This window comes from Enterococcus hulanensis (assembly GCF_005405485.1).
GTDB classification, from domain to species: Bacteria; Bacillota; Bacilli; order Lactobacillales; family Enterococcaceae; genus Enterococcus_A; species Enterococcus_A hulanensis.
In genome coordinates, this window is the sequence record NZ_BJED01000023.1 from 21845 (window position 1) to 36620 (window position 14776).

The 14776-nt window shown below is 37.1% G+C and carries 15 protein-coding genes; 14 read left to right on the plus strand and 1 reads right to left on the minus strand.

The window, feature by feature from the left end:
* Window positions 1-115: 115 nt before the first annotated feature.
* The 8 genes from FFR60_RS19935 (at window position 116) to FFR60_RS19970 (ending at window position 5181) form a co-directional block, all read left to right on the plus strand.
* Entirely contained in the window at window positions 116-1486 is a 1371-nt protein-coding gene (locus tag FFR60_RS19935; RefSeq protein WP_137665523.1) for a glucosaminidase domain-containing protein, read from the plus strand.
* 63 nt (window positions 1487-1549) lie between these two features.
* Window positions 1550-2101: a hypothetical protein gene (locus FFR60_RS19940; protein ID WP_137665524.1), complete on the plus strand. Its 552-nt coding sequence runs from the start codon at window positions 1550-1552 to the stop codon at window positions 2099-2101.
* 4 nt (window positions 2102-2105) lie between these two features.
* Window positions 2106-2465 carry a hypothetical protein gene (locus tag FFR60_RS19945; protein WP_137665525.1) on the plus strand — a complete coding sequence of 120 codons (360 nt, stop codon included), beginning with the start codon at window positions 2106-2108 and terminating at the stop codon, window positions 2463-2465.
* Window positions 2449-2844, plus strand: a complete 396-nt coding sequence (locus tag FFR60_RS19950; protein ID WP_249355050.1) for a hypothetical protein — start codon at window positions 2449-2451, stop codon at window positions 2842-2844. The genes FFR60_RS19945 and FFR60_RS19950 overlap by 17 nt, the downstream gene beginning before the upstream one ends.
* A gap of 19 nt (window positions 2845-2863) precedes the next feature.
* On the plus strand, window positions 2864-3556 hold the full coding sequence (locus FFR60_RS19955; RefSeq protein ID WP_137665526.1) for an LPXTG cell wall anchor domain-containing protein: 693 nt from the start codon (window positions 2864-2866) through the stop codon (window positions 3554-3556).
* Between the two features lie 36 nt (window positions 3557-3592).
* Entirely contained in the window at window positions 3593-4549 is a 957-nt protein-coding gene (locus FFR60_RS19960) for a conjugal transfer protein (RefSeq protein WP_137665527.1), read from the plus strand.
* 18 nt (window positions 4550-4567) lie between these two features.
* A complete protein-coding gene (locus FFR60_RS19965; protein WP_137665528.1) occupies window positions 4568-4786 on the plus strand; it encodes a TcpD family membrane protein in 219 nt (72 codons plus the stop codon).
* A 2-nt stretch (window positions 4787-4788) separates the two neighbouring features.
* The gene (locus FFR60_RS19970) at window positions 4789-5181 is read left to right on the plus strand and encodes a TcpE family conjugal transfer membrane protein (RefSeq protein ID WP_137665529.1); all 393 of its coding nucleotides are present in this window, start codon (window positions 4789-4791) and stop codon (window positions 5179-5181) included.
* A 51-nt stretch (window positions 5182-5232) separates the two neighbouring features.
* Here the strand turns inward: FFR60_RS19970 and FFR60_RS19975 are convergent, their stop codons facing one another.
* Window positions 5233-5886 (minus strand): hypothetical protein, encoded by a 654-nt coding sequence (locus FFR60_RS19975; protein WP_137665530.1) that lies wholly within the window; start codon window positions 5884-5886, stop codon window positions 5233-5235.
* A 132-nt stretch (window positions 5887-6018) separates the two neighbouring features.
* On the opposite strand from FFR60_RS19975, the gene FFR60_RS19980 reads away from it, so the two are divergent.
* The 6 genes from FFR60_RS19980 (at window position 6019) to FFR60_RS20005 (ending at window position 14705) form a co-directional block, all read left to right on the plus strand.
* Complete coding sequence (locus tag FFR60_RS19980) at window positions 6019-7020, plus strand: HEPN domain-containing protein (protein WP_137665531.1); 1002 nt, start codon at window positions 6019-6021, stop codon at window positions 7018-7020.
* Between the two features lie 126 nt (window positions 7021-7146).
* Window positions 7147-9663 carry an ATP-binding protein gene (locus FFR60_RS19985; protein ID WP_137665532.1) on the plus strand — a complete coding sequence of 839 codons (2517 nt, stop codon included), beginning with the start codon at window positions 7147-7149 and terminating at the stop codon, window positions 9661-9663.
* 76 nt (window positions 9664-9739) lie between these two features.
* Complete coding sequence (locus FFR60_RS19990; protein WP_137665533.1) at window positions 9740-10009, plus strand: hypothetical protein; 270 nt, start codon at window positions 9740-9742, stop codon at window positions 10007-10009.
* A 63-nt stretch (window positions 10010-10072) separates the two neighbouring features.
* Window positions 10073-12136, plus strand: a complete 2064-nt coding sequence (locus tag FFR60_RS19995) for a CD3337/EF1877 family mobilome membrane protein (RefSeq protein WP_249355051.1) — start codon at window positions 10073-10075, stop codon at window positions 12134-12136.
* A gap of 72 nt (window positions 12137-12208) precedes the next feature.
* Window positions 12209-14047 carry a phage tail tip lysozyme gene (locus FFR60_RS20000; protein WP_137665534.1) on the plus strand — a complete coding sequence of 613 codons (1839 nt, stop codon included), beginning with the start codon at window positions 12209-12211 and terminating at the stop codon, window positions 14045-14047.
* 4 nt (window positions 14048-14051) lie between these two features.
* On the plus strand, window positions 14052-14705 hold the full coding sequence (locus tag FFR60_RS20005) for a hypothetical protein (RefSeq protein WP_242550648.1): 654 nt from the start codon (window positions 14052-14054) through the stop codon (window positions 14703-14705).
* Window positions 14706-14776 lie beyond the last annotated feature (71 nt).

Genomic DNA, 14776 nt, shown 5'->3' on the forward strand with positions numbered 1-14776 from the left:
GATTATTTTAGCATTTATGGCAGGAACGATATTAGGTGCAGCAATAATGACTATGTTAAGTGTTGGGAAATATGATGACATGATGAACAACAGGATTGAGTGAGGGGATGATTAAATGAAGAAATTTTCAACCATTGCTTCGGCACTAATGCTTAGTTTACAGGCATTTCTTTCAATACCATTGAATGTGTTAGCACATGAAAGTCTATCCATACAAGAAACAACCGAACAAGTGGAGCAATCTACCGAAACAACGGAGTCAACAGAAGATAGCAACGATTCAAGCAGTGAGTCTTCTACTGCAGAATCGAGTGAAAGCAGCACCACTTCGAGTAGTCAATCAAGCGCTGAATCTTCTAGCAGCGTGACGGAACCTTCAGAGTCTACAACATCTAGTAGCCAAGAACCACCGAAAAAAGAGAAACCAAAAGTAGATATAAAACAGGGTGTTCCTCAGAAGGAGCCAGCGGTTGAACAACGTCCACAAGAAGTTCCAACACCACAAACGATAATTGATCAAGAAGCAACAGTCGATTTATCCCGTTTTGTACCATCTAGGAGTGTCACTCAAAATGGAGCGATTCACTTTGAAAAGGATGAATCAGTCGATAGTTTTATTCGGAAAATCGGAGAGCCTGCTCGAAAAATTGGACAGGAAAAAGGCCTTTATGCGTCTGTCATGATCGCTCAAGCAATCTTGGAATCGGCCTCTGGTCAAAGCCAATTGGCCCAAGCACCGAACTATAATCTGTTTGGTATCAAGGGGACACACAACGGAAAATCTGTTTCAATGGCAACACAAGAAGACTTAGGGAACGGCACTCTTTATGTGACGCAAGCGGGTTTTCGAGTCTATGAGAACTATGAAGATTGCTTCAACGACTACGCCATTTTGTTAAAAGAAGGTCTTACAGGTGATTCAAATTATTATGCAGGTGTATGGAAATCGAATGCAGCTACCTACCAAGAGGCAACAAAGTTTCTGACAGGCCGTTATGCGACAGATACACACTACAATCAAAAGCTAAACGGATTGATTGAAACCTATGATCTGACCACATATGACAAAGAGATTCAAGGTGCACCGATTAGTGCTGCAGGCTATAAAGTTCCATTGAATCAGTACACAATTTCAAGTCCATATGGAAACCGTGGCTCAGAATTCCATCGAGGGTTAGATATGGCTGCAAATCCAGGCGAACCAATCCATGTCAGTAAAAAAGGCAGAGTCACAAAAGCAGAATACCATTACAGTTGGGGCAATGTCGTTGTCATTGACCACGAGGATGGCATGACGACTCTTTATGCCCACCAGCAACAGTATATTGTTCAGCCTGGGGATCAAGTCGAACAAGGGCAAATCATTGGTTATGTGGGAAGTACGGGCAACAGTACAGGGAGCCACCTTCATTTTGAACTTTGTAAGGATAACAGCCTTTCTCAAAGCCTATTGATTGATCCGCAAAGCGTGTTATTTGGCAATTAAATCTGAATCATTTGTTTAACGAGTCTTTATTTAAGGCACTTTTTTGTGGAGGTGAACCTACAAATGGAGTTTATTGGAGAGCCAATCTTAGAAGAGGAATTTATTGAACATTACCTGCACTTGTTTGAATCAGCCATTCGGCGGTTGTGTTCGATTGATGAGTTCTTTCCAAAAGAAAAAGAGTATCTTCAAGCAGAGTATCGTTATGCCTGGTTGTTGTACCGACAATTTGAAGTCGAACAAAAGAGGCCGCCTGACTATCGGTTTTTGAGTGATAGTGTGACCAATGCGGTTATTGCTCGTGAGTGCCTGTTTCAAGAGCGAGAAAAAAATATCATGAATGCGGAACATTTTGCAGAAAGATATGTTGGACTTTTACGGTCACACGGCTTACTTTCGGTCACAATTTTTGGATCGACTGATTTTGCCTTTGTGCTACAAAGTGAACAACACCGAGCAATCAAACGATATGAAGAGGAGGATCGTTTTACTGAGGGCTATGAGATGATGCGCATTCAGAACAATCGATTTCTGCAGAACTATGTGATCCAGCAATTGGCCGACGACTTTCTTGATCTTTACTCCGTGTATATGAAGAAAAATCTAGAGGAGTGAGAAAATGATTCTAATCATTATTCTATTTGGGATTGTGGTTGCTTTAGTGAAAGTGATTTTCTATGTTTTAGGATCAAAATTTGTGTGGCTGCAGGGGAAAGACAAGCTGTCTTGGAAACGAGGATTCAAGAGAAATCGCTATGAGTTGCTTCTAAAATTTGAAGACGGCCGTTTCGCTTGTTACACCTTCTATGCCAACTATACAAACTATCAAGCTGCAGACTTAGTAGCGAAATTATTCAGCGATCATTCTTTTGTCGGAATAGAAGAAAATGGACGTGTCTTTTACTACCATTCTTCCGAGATTACCAAAATTGAAACTCAAAGAGTTCCCTTGAGATGGCGAAATGATGATCCCATATAGTATTGTAAATTTCCAGGTTTTGTATGACCATTCTCAGTTTCAAGAATTCCGACACTTGATTGAGGATGTGTTAGCAACGATGAAACCTAAAATTCAACCATTTGTTGGATTACCAAAAGAAATGAAGATTCATTTTAAAGATGATCCAGAAATGTATCAACGATATGTACGGCAACGAGTTCGATATATCAATGAGCGAGAGCGAAAAAGAAAGCAATTTATGCGGTGGTGTACCAAAGAAGTGATTGAGCAGTGCAAAGAAATCTATCCTGATGAAGATCATGTCCAACTAGTTGCGGAAATAGTATCGGGATTAACTCAATTATTTATGAATCATTATGAGTCTATAACGAATTTTTCTTTGGAAATAAATTTTTAATGAATGGAGAAAACAAGATATGAAAAAAAGAAGGATTACTTTATTAGCCATTACAAGTATGACCTTGTGTGGGCTGCAGCTTGGAGGTCAGATGGCAAATGCCAGTGAGCAAAATTTAGCGACTGCAGACTCAGAAATACCACTGGTGAGTTTACCAGCGTCAGATGGATTGGAGGAAGAATTACCCGGAGAGTTACCAACTGATCCAGAATTACCCACTGATCCAGAGCTGCCAGAAGAACCAACGGACCCAGAGATTCCGACTGAACCCGAAATTCCTGTCGAACCTGAAATCCCAATAGAACCAGAAGTTCCTGAAACACCCAAGGAGCCAGAAAAGCCGACTCAACCCGAAATACCGATTCAACCAGAGCAGCCGAAAGAATCACAGAAACCAAAAGAGCCGGTAGCACCTGAGAATGGGGCTGGAGAGATTATTCATCAACCTACGCCAGAAACACCTATAGTAACCGATACGGGAGAACAAATTGTATCGGTTAAAGATGGTGTAGCGTATAAAGAAACTCCAGCAGGATTAACACCCATTAATAGTGCAGTAACCGCTTTGCCTGGCGGAAATATTTCTATAAAAGCTGCGGATGGTTCCACAAAAGTTTTACCTAATACGGGTGAAACTGTAGGAAATGGATTATCCATTTTAGGGATGGGATTGGTTTCAATGATCGGTTTGATCTGGAAGTTTAAACGATAGAATGAAGTTGGTTATTGGAGAGGTGTTGGCGGAAAAATGAAGAAACAATCTCTTCGAAAAAAGGAAAGGACAACAAGTGAAAAAATCCCTAAGGTAAGAAAAATCCATACTAAAACAATGAGGCGTATTTTCTGGGCAGGGATTTTTTTCTTGAGTATTTCTGGCGTTTTGGCGATTCTTCAAACCCAGGGATTGCGACTAAAAGTGAGTTCGCTCAATAAAGAAGTAGTCACGATTCAGCAGGAAAATAAAAAGGAATCTAGCAACTCAGTGGTTTTAACTCCTGAGATTGAGTCATTCATGAATCGCTTTATCGCTTTGTATATGGCAGTTTCAGACGATAATGAGACTCAGAAATTGCGGCAAGAAACACTCTTGAAAGAGTATTATGCAAAAGGGATCAAGGAAGAGGATTCTTTTTTTTCTGTAAAACGAACACTTAAATCAGCCGCCTTTACTTCGTTGAAAAAAATAGATGGTATTGCGACAGCAAGCTACAAAGTGACCTATATCATTGAAACAAAAAATGAAGAGGAGCAAGTGAAAGAATTGACAGTCAGTCAATTATTGAATATCCCTTTTCAATCGACCAAAGCAGGAAGTCGAGTCATTTCTTATCCTTATTTCACGGCGCTAAAGGAGAACAGGGAGCGAGCAAAAATTCTCGGTTATGATCCCAGCGAGTATGATTCTGTCGATGCAACAACTCGTGAGAGGGTAATGGCCTATATCGAAGAGTTTCTAGAAAAGTATGCGGAAAATTCGTCAGAAGATATGCGCTACATGATGGATGATCCAGAAGGATTAAATGGTTCAGCAACTATGGATCAAGTCAATGGTCAAGTCTTTCAAGAAAAAGATCACTTACTAGTGAAGGCTGCAGTTAAGTTTAAGGATAAGGGCACTAACCTGATTTGGCAGGAAAACATGTCGATTCAAGTAATAAAAAAGACGGATAAGTATTATGTCCAACAATTATCACATACATGGTAAATAGTTAGGAGGAACAACATGGGATTAAAGGGATTATCGGATTTTGTTTTAGAACAAGGGAAATATGTCATCATTATGTTGGTGGTCTATTTAGCTTCCAAGAACTTTGCAAAATCCAAAGTAGTACAAGTTATTTCCGCTTTTGTCGGAGGAGCAGTAGCATATTTCTTCCTAAATGATCCACAAAAAGTATTTGATGGCATAGGAACGATTATCGGAAAGCTGTTTGGAGGCTAGTTATGAAATGGGAACCCTATAATTACTCAGCGGCTTTCAAAGAACCTTATCGAATCCAGGACTTAGGAAATTTAGGTCGATTACCAGCACCAATCGCTGCAGCAAATATTGGAAGTTTCCTATTAATTTTGGGACTGATGTGGGTAGTATTTCGTGAAATGATTCAAGGAATATCTGAGACACTCCCATTTTTTCCAGCCCTATGCTATATCGGAATACCTGCAGGGAGTGTACTTTTAATGAACAAGGTACAACCTGACGGAAAAAAGATATACTACTATATTTTTGATTTGATAGTTTATATCGTGACTATTCAATTAAGAGATATTGTTTTCTATAATGGAAAATCCTATGAACGTTCAGAAATAGATGGAAAAATAAGTTTTAGTAATTAGTGCAAAAGTCGGTCTGGGATATAAAGTTCTATCACAAAAAAGGACTCTTCATTAAAAAAGCCCTGATGCTAAAGAAACTGTGATAAAAGCTTGTGTTGCTTCTTTACTTATATATTTTACTAAAAAGCTAAGGACCACAAGATAAATCATAATCATAAATAACAGAAGAATCGGATTTTGAATTTTAGTCATTTTTTTGAATGGAATCCACAAAAAGAAGAGATGCGTCATTGAAAAAAACAATAGAAAAATAAGCAGTGAAAATAGAACTGATACAAGATAAAAAAAAGAAAAATTAAGAGATTCGTTTATAGTGGCTATAGTAATTGGGGTACTAGAAATCTTGTTGTATATCAAAAAAGATATTAGACCAATGCTATTAATGTCAAATAAGATACCTGGATCAAGGTCTATATTTTTAATTCCTCTATCCGCCTTAAAAGCTATGTCCCAAATGATTGCAATACCAAGTAGAATAAGTGTGGTTGCAAAAAAGTTTATGACATATTGAGTTGATATTCTATCTAGAAATACTTGTATAGAATTCGGTAGTGCAGCAAAGAAAAGCGATAGACTGTTATTGATTATAAAACTAGCCTGTAATGGAAATAAAAGAGTAAATATCAATAGATACATGAGACCTCTAGGTATCTTCTTTGCCATTCTCATTATTACATCAAGAGTCTTTTCAATAATTGTATTCATAGATTCCTCCGTTTCCTTAATTATATCAAATCCAATTTGAGAAAAGGAAGTGGTTAAAGGAACTTTTGAATACTCATTTAAGTCCTGAAATTTATGTTATGATTACAAAAAGATGAGTAAGGAGCGGTATTTATGCCAGCAATGGGATTTGTTCAAGTTGCTTTTCAATCAAGTGTGCAACCATCACAAATAATAAAATTTCTAGAGATACGAGGGTTTAAAAAACCTGAAAATGGTGAAGAAAATCAATTAATTTATAAAGATAAAACTCGATTTGATGGGGAGATTATTTGTTCTTTGGAATTAAAGGATAAGCTGATATTGAGCATTTATCCAGGAGGACATCCGTTTCAAAATATGAGTATTTTCGTTCAACAGCTCTGTTTAGATTTTAGAGAAGTGTTACACGGAGAGATATTAGGGTTTATGAAAGGTATAAACCAAGCATCAATTGAAAGCTTGGTTGGTGAATCTCAATCGGAGATTCTATTTCACAACAGTTTCAGTAAGTTTATTAATCAGTCAGTCTTAATTGATATGTTGTTACGAGATTTTAAAGAGGAAAAAATGCAGAACCATTCATATAGCAGCTCTGTTAATGATAAGTTGCTGAGCATGATAGAAGTTAATCTAGTTACGAACATGGAAATCTTTTTTAGAGAGCTGTGGAAATACTTCTTATTGGATTTAAAAATTACACCAAAATCTGTCAGGGATAAGAAGTTTGAACGTTATCAACTGGAAGGCCTCATTAGTGGAGAAAATGATTTTGAGAGTGTACTTGCTAGTAGTTTTAGTTTTCAAAATCTAAGTAATATTAGCAGCAACCTGTACGATATTTCCAAGAAAAAATTTCAAATAAAGGACATTTTTGGTTGTTTAGCCAAAGAGTATAAAAGAAATTTTCAGAACAATATTTCATCTTTATTCAATAGTAGACATAAAATTGTCCACGAAAATGATGATTTGGGTTACGGCATGGATGAGCTGAGAAATAATTTTTATGATGTTATACGAGTAGTAGGTGAAATATATTTATCAATTTGTAAAGATAAAGATTATCAAACTATTATGATTCATGAATCTGTTATGTCTTTTCCATTTTTAGAAGAATTACTTGATAAACGTAGGTAGCAAAGGAATGCAGTATATTATTTGATATCGTTAAATGAAGGCTGGGTTATTTGTTGCAACATAATACTACAAAAATGACTTACTCAGAATTGATTTAGAAAATGAAATAAAAATAGGAGGGAAAGGATGACAGTTGTAAAAAATCCTATTGTTGCAATAAAGGATAATCTTTTACTGACAAGTGATAACAATATTTGGGCGTATTTCCAAGTATCACCAAAAACCATTACCCAAAATAATCCGAATGCCATTCAAGAGAACAAAGAACAAATGGCAAATCTGATGCAGCTACTTGCACCTTATGAAGATGTAGAACTAATCATGTTTCCTCGAACAATGAATTTATCAAGTAAGTTCACCAAACTATCTGAGGGATTTGATAAGAAGAATCCAGATTTAGGTGAGTACTATTCGAGCGAAACCGTTAATCTATTGGAAAGAGAAGGTACGATTTATCGGCCTTCTTTTTTGTTGGGTGTGAAGATAAAAGATCAGTATATAGCCGAAAGTTTAAAAGAGTTATTTAACAAGTTGACGACAGAATTGGTCGACGAAGTTTTAGGTTTTGCTGGGTATGAGTGGATTGATGGTGAAGAATTATTGGATCGAATGATAGAAGTTTCAAATGAGGTGACACAATTACTTTATTCTTTTTCAATCCGACCCTTAGATGAAAAGGAAATGATCTATGTGAATCGGCTGCAGTATATTCGAGGAATGCGCCATAAAATCGAAGATGAAAACCATTGGCAGGATATCGAGGATATTCAGTCTGCAGTGATTCGTCCAATTAAAAAGGGAAAAGGTATTCTAAAAATAGAGGATGAATTGGGTGAAAGTTATCTATCGATTCTACCTATCGGAAATTTTCCAGACAATATGAGTAATATGAATATTTTTCAGTTTGCTCAAAATTTGAATTTTCCTGTAGAATTTCGAATGAAACTTCATTATCCAGAATTGATGGGTTCTCAAGGACTTCAAATGCGAGCTGGATGGTTGAACAATCGGTTTAAGGATGAACAAAGTGATCAAGAAAAACACGGGGATGAACCAACGGATCGTGTGCTGACGATTCGCTATTTATTGAAGCATATGCGAGAGCGAATGAATAATGGTGAACCCATCATTGATTGGTTGGGATGTTTTGTTGTGTATGGGAATACTAGGCAAGAGGTGCGGCAACGCAGCTTAACCATTATAAAACTGTTGAGTCAAAGTGTGAAAGTTTGCCGAGGAAAGAATGATCAAATCAAACTGTTTTACAAATTATTAATGGGTCAATCACTTGGAAATCAAACACATTGGAAGCAACGAACGAACGTGGCTGCTATTGCCGAGCTTCTTTTTGGAACCATTACCGAATTAGGGATGGATTCGGGTTGGTACATTGGTCGACAAGATGTGGTGGGGTTGAAAGGCTCAAAAGGTGAGAAGACAGAACTAGAAGAATTAATTTATGCCTCTAACAAGTATGTTTTTTTGAATCCTTTGGCGATTGCAGAGGGGATCAAGGGAGCTTTATATGATGCACCACATATGGCGGTTACTGGAAAAACAGGGAAAGGAAAGACATTCCTTGTTGGATTAATCTTTCTCTATAGTTCTTTTTTAGAAGCTCAAAGTCTTTTCATTGATCCCAAAGGCGAAAAAAAGAAATGGTTCATGAAATTGGTCAATGATCCCTATTACCAACAGAATTATCCATTATTTATCCAACATCTTAATCGAATCAATTATGTCACACTGAATGTAAATAAGAAAAGAAACTATGGCGTATTGGACCCGTTTGTTTACTTGGATCGAATCGAGGCAAAACAAGTAGCTCAAGATATGATCGATGAACTGAGTCCATTAGGATCAAACCATAAGTTAAAAGGGGCAGTACTCGAAGGTATCCAAAAAGTTTTGACCAGCCGTGATGCAGGCGAAAAGGTTGGCTTGCTGCACGTAGTTGATTGGCTAGAAAAGCATTCAGATGAAAAAATTCATGAATATGGCCGATTCCTGCAATTGAGTATTACCGATTCTATCCTACGATTAGGGTTTTCTTATGGAGAAAATAATGGGCTAGATTTTAAAGAGAAAACAACCGTGTTGGAAATCCAAGGATTGACACTGCCAAAAGACGATATTTCACTAGAACTCTATTCGGATGCTGATAGAAAAGCCTTGTGTCTGATGATCAGTTTAGGTCGTTTCTGTGAAATGTTTGGAAAAAAGGATATTGAGAAAAAGACCGCTGTTTATTTCACTGAGGCCTGGGTATTCAATAAATCAAATTCAGGTCGAGCGATCATTTCCTCGATTGCTCGTGTTGGCCGATCCCAAATGAATCAATTAGTGCTTGATACGCAGTTTATTGATGATTTGGGTACAGAAGATGAAAAGGGAAATTATGGCGTTGTCTTTGCTTTTGATGAAGACAGTGAACGAGACAAAATTCTGAGTCATCTAGGATTGGAGCGTAATGAAGAGAATCGAAAAGAAATGAAACGAATGATCAAGGGTCAATGCTGGATGCGTGATATCTATGGTCGAGTAGGTAAATTGAATGTTCATAGTCTATTTGAAGAATTCACGGAAGCATTGAAAACGACTGAGAAGACCAGTAATAGTGAAGCGGAAGAACAAGTGGTTTAAATAAAAACTGTTATGGGCAAATGAAATAATTTGTTGCTATACTTTTAGTCAACTATTTGAGAGAGGTTGATTTGAAATGAAAAGAGTTGGTTTGGGTGTTGTCTTACTTGGACTTTTTCTTGTTCTGGTCGGATGTGGGAATTCGTTGAGCAAAATGAATGATGGTACAAAAAAAGCTGTAAATACAGTCATGGATTTTAAGAATAAGTACAATAAAAAAGATAACGAAGAAAGAAAAGACTATGAGTTTGATTCAGGATACTTTCCCATTGATTTATCTGAAAAAGAGTTTAAGCAAGCAATTGAACAAGATAGTGTTGACAAGATTTTTGAAGCAAAAGAATAATTAGGAAGAGAGTCTGGAAGTAGGCTCTTTTTTGATGCCTAAAAAAAAGAGAAGAGGGATGATTTGAAAAAAATCAAAACCAGCAAACGAATGATATGGTTTGTCGTGCTTTTTACTTTTTTAGCGTTGTTTCTATCTGTATCGGTATATGCAAAGTCTGATAAAAGTAATCTTTACATTGTTGGAAACTATCACTTGGACACCTTCTCTTCTTACATTGGGGATACAGAATATTCGCTTGGAAAAATGTTGTTTGGGAAGAATGGGACAGATTTTATTCAGATGATCACCAATATGATGTTTAGCTCGAATAAAATCGTTTGGCAGGTTTTTGATTTTATCATCGAAAAACTCTACAAAGGAGCCGCAATGGATGGACTTATCCATACCTTCTTTCAGTTCTCCAAGAATATCTACGATAAGTTATTCAATGTTGTTGGGTTGGGACTAACAGGATTATATGTTGTTTATATTTTCTATTTGAAGGTATGCAAAAGTAGCAATCAAGCAAAAAAGGCATTGGTCCGTTTTCTATGTGTAGTAGGATTCTCCATCCTGTGGTTTGGCAATGGTACAGTGGCTAGTCAAGGGGAAAAGTTGGCCAAAGATTTAAACACCTATTCTACTGCAGTCGAAGGTTTGATTTTTGAAGCGACAAATGGCATTGAAGATTTGAGTATCTCAACTACGAGCGAGGATGCTATTAAACAAGTTCGGGAAATGTATTATCAAAAAGCGGTAGTAGAGCCGTATCTATTATTAAACTATGGCACAACAGATATTGATGAATTAATGAAAGTAGGAATACAGCCTGCAGAATTTTTGTCCAAAACAATAAAAAGTGAAGATATGAAAAATATTTCTAATGATGTTACAGAAGCAGCCAAAGATGAGGATGACAAAAAAGAAACTTATCGTGCATTTATTCAACCTACGAAAAGCATTTATAAAATGATCGTTGGGATCATGAGTCCGAGTTTAAATGTCTCATTAGGAATTCCGATTTTAATGATCGGGATGGTACGGTTCTTATTCCAGCTAGGCGCATTATTGATGTTGCTGGCATTGGCCTTCATGCTGTTTGTCTCATTTTTCCCTGGGATGGACTATCTGATTTTTCGAGGGATAAAAACATTTGTTGGCTTTCTCTTTCAAAAATCGATTTATAGTGTGCTGATATTGGTGGCCTTTCTAGTCTTCAATATTATTGATGATTTGATTCCTATGAATACCGTTGCTGGTTTTATTGGCAATATGGTTGTTCGAGGGCTTGTCTCGCTCATTGTATTTCTAAAGCGGAAGGCCATTCTGGAGAAGCTAGGTTTAGGACAGGCGGATCGAACATTATCAAAAGCAAAAACAAAAGCACAAAATACCAAAAGAGAAGTCACTCAAACTGTTCGTAGAGGCAAAGCATTGACAGAACAACTCATTTTGAAAGGAACTGATATTGCTGGGAAGATCCATCCAGGTATTTTTGCAGCAAGTCAGTTGTATCAACGGACAAAGCAACAGAAAGCTACGCCTGCTAGAAATCCTAAAGAGAGACCATTAGAGATTGCGAATGGTCGAAGGAAACAATTACCTTTTGATGAGAAGTCTCTTGTGAGCAATGCTCAGCCACAAACAAGACATCCGACTGTTGCAGCATTACGTCCAAGGAAAACTGCTGAGTCGATAAATGAAAAAATAGCAGCAATCAATGGAAGTATTCCCTTAACAACTTCTCCTTTACCTATTGATCGACTTCTTAAAGGAAGAAATACAAAAGGAAAGAATGAGCGGAAATTTTCAATCGCTCAACCATCTAGGAAACATACCGGACAGAGCATTCCTTTTGCAAAAAATGTTCCTAGATTGATTGCAAATGATTCATTGACTCAACAAGTAACTCAATTGAAACAGTCACGAGCATTGATCACAAATCAAAACAGGATGAAGTCATTGAAACAAGTAAATGCATTATCACAACAGGATCGAAACATAAAAATGATTGATAGCCTAAATGAATCCGTTGGGACGAATCAAGGATCAATCGATTCTACTAGCAGCAAGACACCAAGAAAAACAATTGATGCACAATTGGGTAGAAACTTCACTTTACCAGAAGGAAGAAGCCCACAATAAAGATAACAATATCTGTAGTCCTAGAGAAAATACTCTCTAGGGCTTTTTTCATTTAGTAGGAGGGACGCTGGGATGGAAGAGACGAAGAGAAACAGAGGATGTGGATGTGGTTGTTTAGGGTGCTTGATCCCTCTATTGATTGTTGGATTTTTTTTCATGCTAAGCATGTATATCATGGGCGTGGATGAAGAGAATCATTGTCAGGATAGATCTAGCATGGTATCCGTTGATATTGACAATGCTGGCTCAGAAGAAAATGCCAAAGCGATCTATGATTTTTTTATAAGTGAACTGAATGCTACACCTCAAGGAGCTGCAGGACCAATGGGATGTATGGATTTTGAGTCAGGTGGATTTAATCCTGGGATTGAAAATTCTTCCAGTGGTGCCTTTGGGTTAGCCCAATGGTTAGGTTCTCGTAAGGAAGCACTACGAGCATTTGCGGCTGAAAAAGGAAAAGAAATGTCCAACTTGGGCGTTCAATTGGAGTTTCTAAAAAAGGAATTGGAAAATCCTTATTATGCCAAAGCGAAGACAGCACTGCAATTGAATGATGTTCATGAGGCTCAACATCAATGGTTATTATGGTTTGAAGGACTTAGCCAAGATTCTTCTCAATGGCATTCCGAGGAACGGAATGCTAGAGCAGATAAATGGTTTGCAAAATTCGGTAGTAACAATCCAATTTCTAGTGTTGCCATGGAAAATGCAGCAAAAGGACAGTTAGAGAGTTTGGCTGCAGAATGTGCGTCTGCTACTACAGGCGATGGTGGCGACATTCTTGAAGTGGCGAAGAGCTTAATAGGATATTTTAGTTATTCTCAGGAGAACAGAACTTCATTTGGTAATCCCCTGAACCCAAAAAAGAGTGGACAGGCAGATTGTTCAAGTTTTGTTTGGCTTGTACTCACAAAAGCTGGTTATAAGACATCACAAGTAGCATGGGCAACACCCTCCATGACTTCTGATGCACGAGGAGCAAAGCAATATCTTCAAGAGATACCAGAAAGTGAGGCAAAGGCAGGAGATATGATCGTGGTAAATTTGGGTGCTGGATTTGGAAATGATGGGCACACGGCAATTTTGACAGAAAATTGGCATGGGAACACCACTAAAATTATTGAAATGGGTGGTTATGGTGCTGATTCTGTTCACGAAGGGCAAGTAGATACTTCTTTTGGTTATCTACTTGCAGGTGATATTTGTTTTGCAAGAGCTGTTGGTGCGCCAGCAGGAGGAAGCGGCAAAGGGCAAAAAGGCATCTTTAAATCGTTGGACCAACTTAATAAGTCTGCAGGTAAATTAGCCTACGGCATTTACTATTTCAATGATAAAAAATACTTATCGAACAACAATAATGATCCAATGATCTCAGCCTCAGTCATAAAAGTGTTTATCATAGAATACCTCTATGATAAAGGAAGAATAGGTGAAACTGCAGAAGGTCAATCTGTTCAAAGTTTGATTGAACGAATGATCACTGTAAGTGACAATGACGCGACCAATATACTAATTGACCATGTTGGAATGGAAGCATTGAATCAATTCTTTTTGGAAAAAGGATATTCAAATACGAAGTTACAGCGGAAAATGTTGGCTCAAGGAAATGAAAATTATACCTCACTTCAAGATTGTATGAATTTTCTCAGAAAGCTTTATGAGAATCAAGGCAATCCAAAGCATTCGGCTATGTTGGAAACCATGAAAAGACAACAGATAAGGTCAAAAATACCTAGTCAACTAGATGTTCCCGTAGCAAACAAAACAGGTGAATTGCCAACTGTTGAAAATGACGTTGGAATTGTTTTTAGTAATAGACCATATGCAATTGTTGTTTTAACGAATAATGTCTCTAATTCTCAAGAGATACGAACTGGAATTGGGAATCTAGCGTTAGAAGCGAAGAAATAAACTGATGGAATGGGGAGAGATGATGAGGAAACGTGTGTTGATTGAGTTAGTATTAACACTGATTATCCTAGGTGTAAGTTTTTGGAATATTAGACAGCAACAAGAGTCAGTTTTTTTTGAGGAAACAATAGCAAATTTGAAAGAAAAACAAAAAGTCTCTAAAAGAAGCACCGATAGATTGATTTCTGAGAATGAACGCTTATCTTATGAAGTTTCAGAGTCTTCGAAAATATTAAAAAAGACAAGGCAAATATATAATAACTCTGGAACAAATTTGGACTTGAATTCGGAATTTGTAAATGTAGTGACGAAGTTATTTGCAGCAAATTTGAACTTTACACCTGAAAACTATGTAGATAGAAAAAATGAAGTTTCCGGCTTTTTGTCTGAGGAATTGAGTAAAGAATATTTTGGAGAAAATAGAAAGACGTATCAAGATGCAAATGATACAACCTCAAAATTGGTCTCACTAGATATATACACTAAAGGGCTTCAACAAGATGACCTAGAGGGTTTAGTTGTTATCTATTACAAAAGTAAGCATAGCGACCAAGATTGGATAAGAGGGATGAATATCTTTAAGATTACTTACAATAGCAAATCAGAGAAAGTTACTAATATTATCAATTTAGGAAGTGAATATTCAAACGATAAATAAAGTGAGGAATAAAGAATAATTATCTTTTATAGGGGCTATGGGAGAGTGTAATATTAACTGTGTAAGTAACC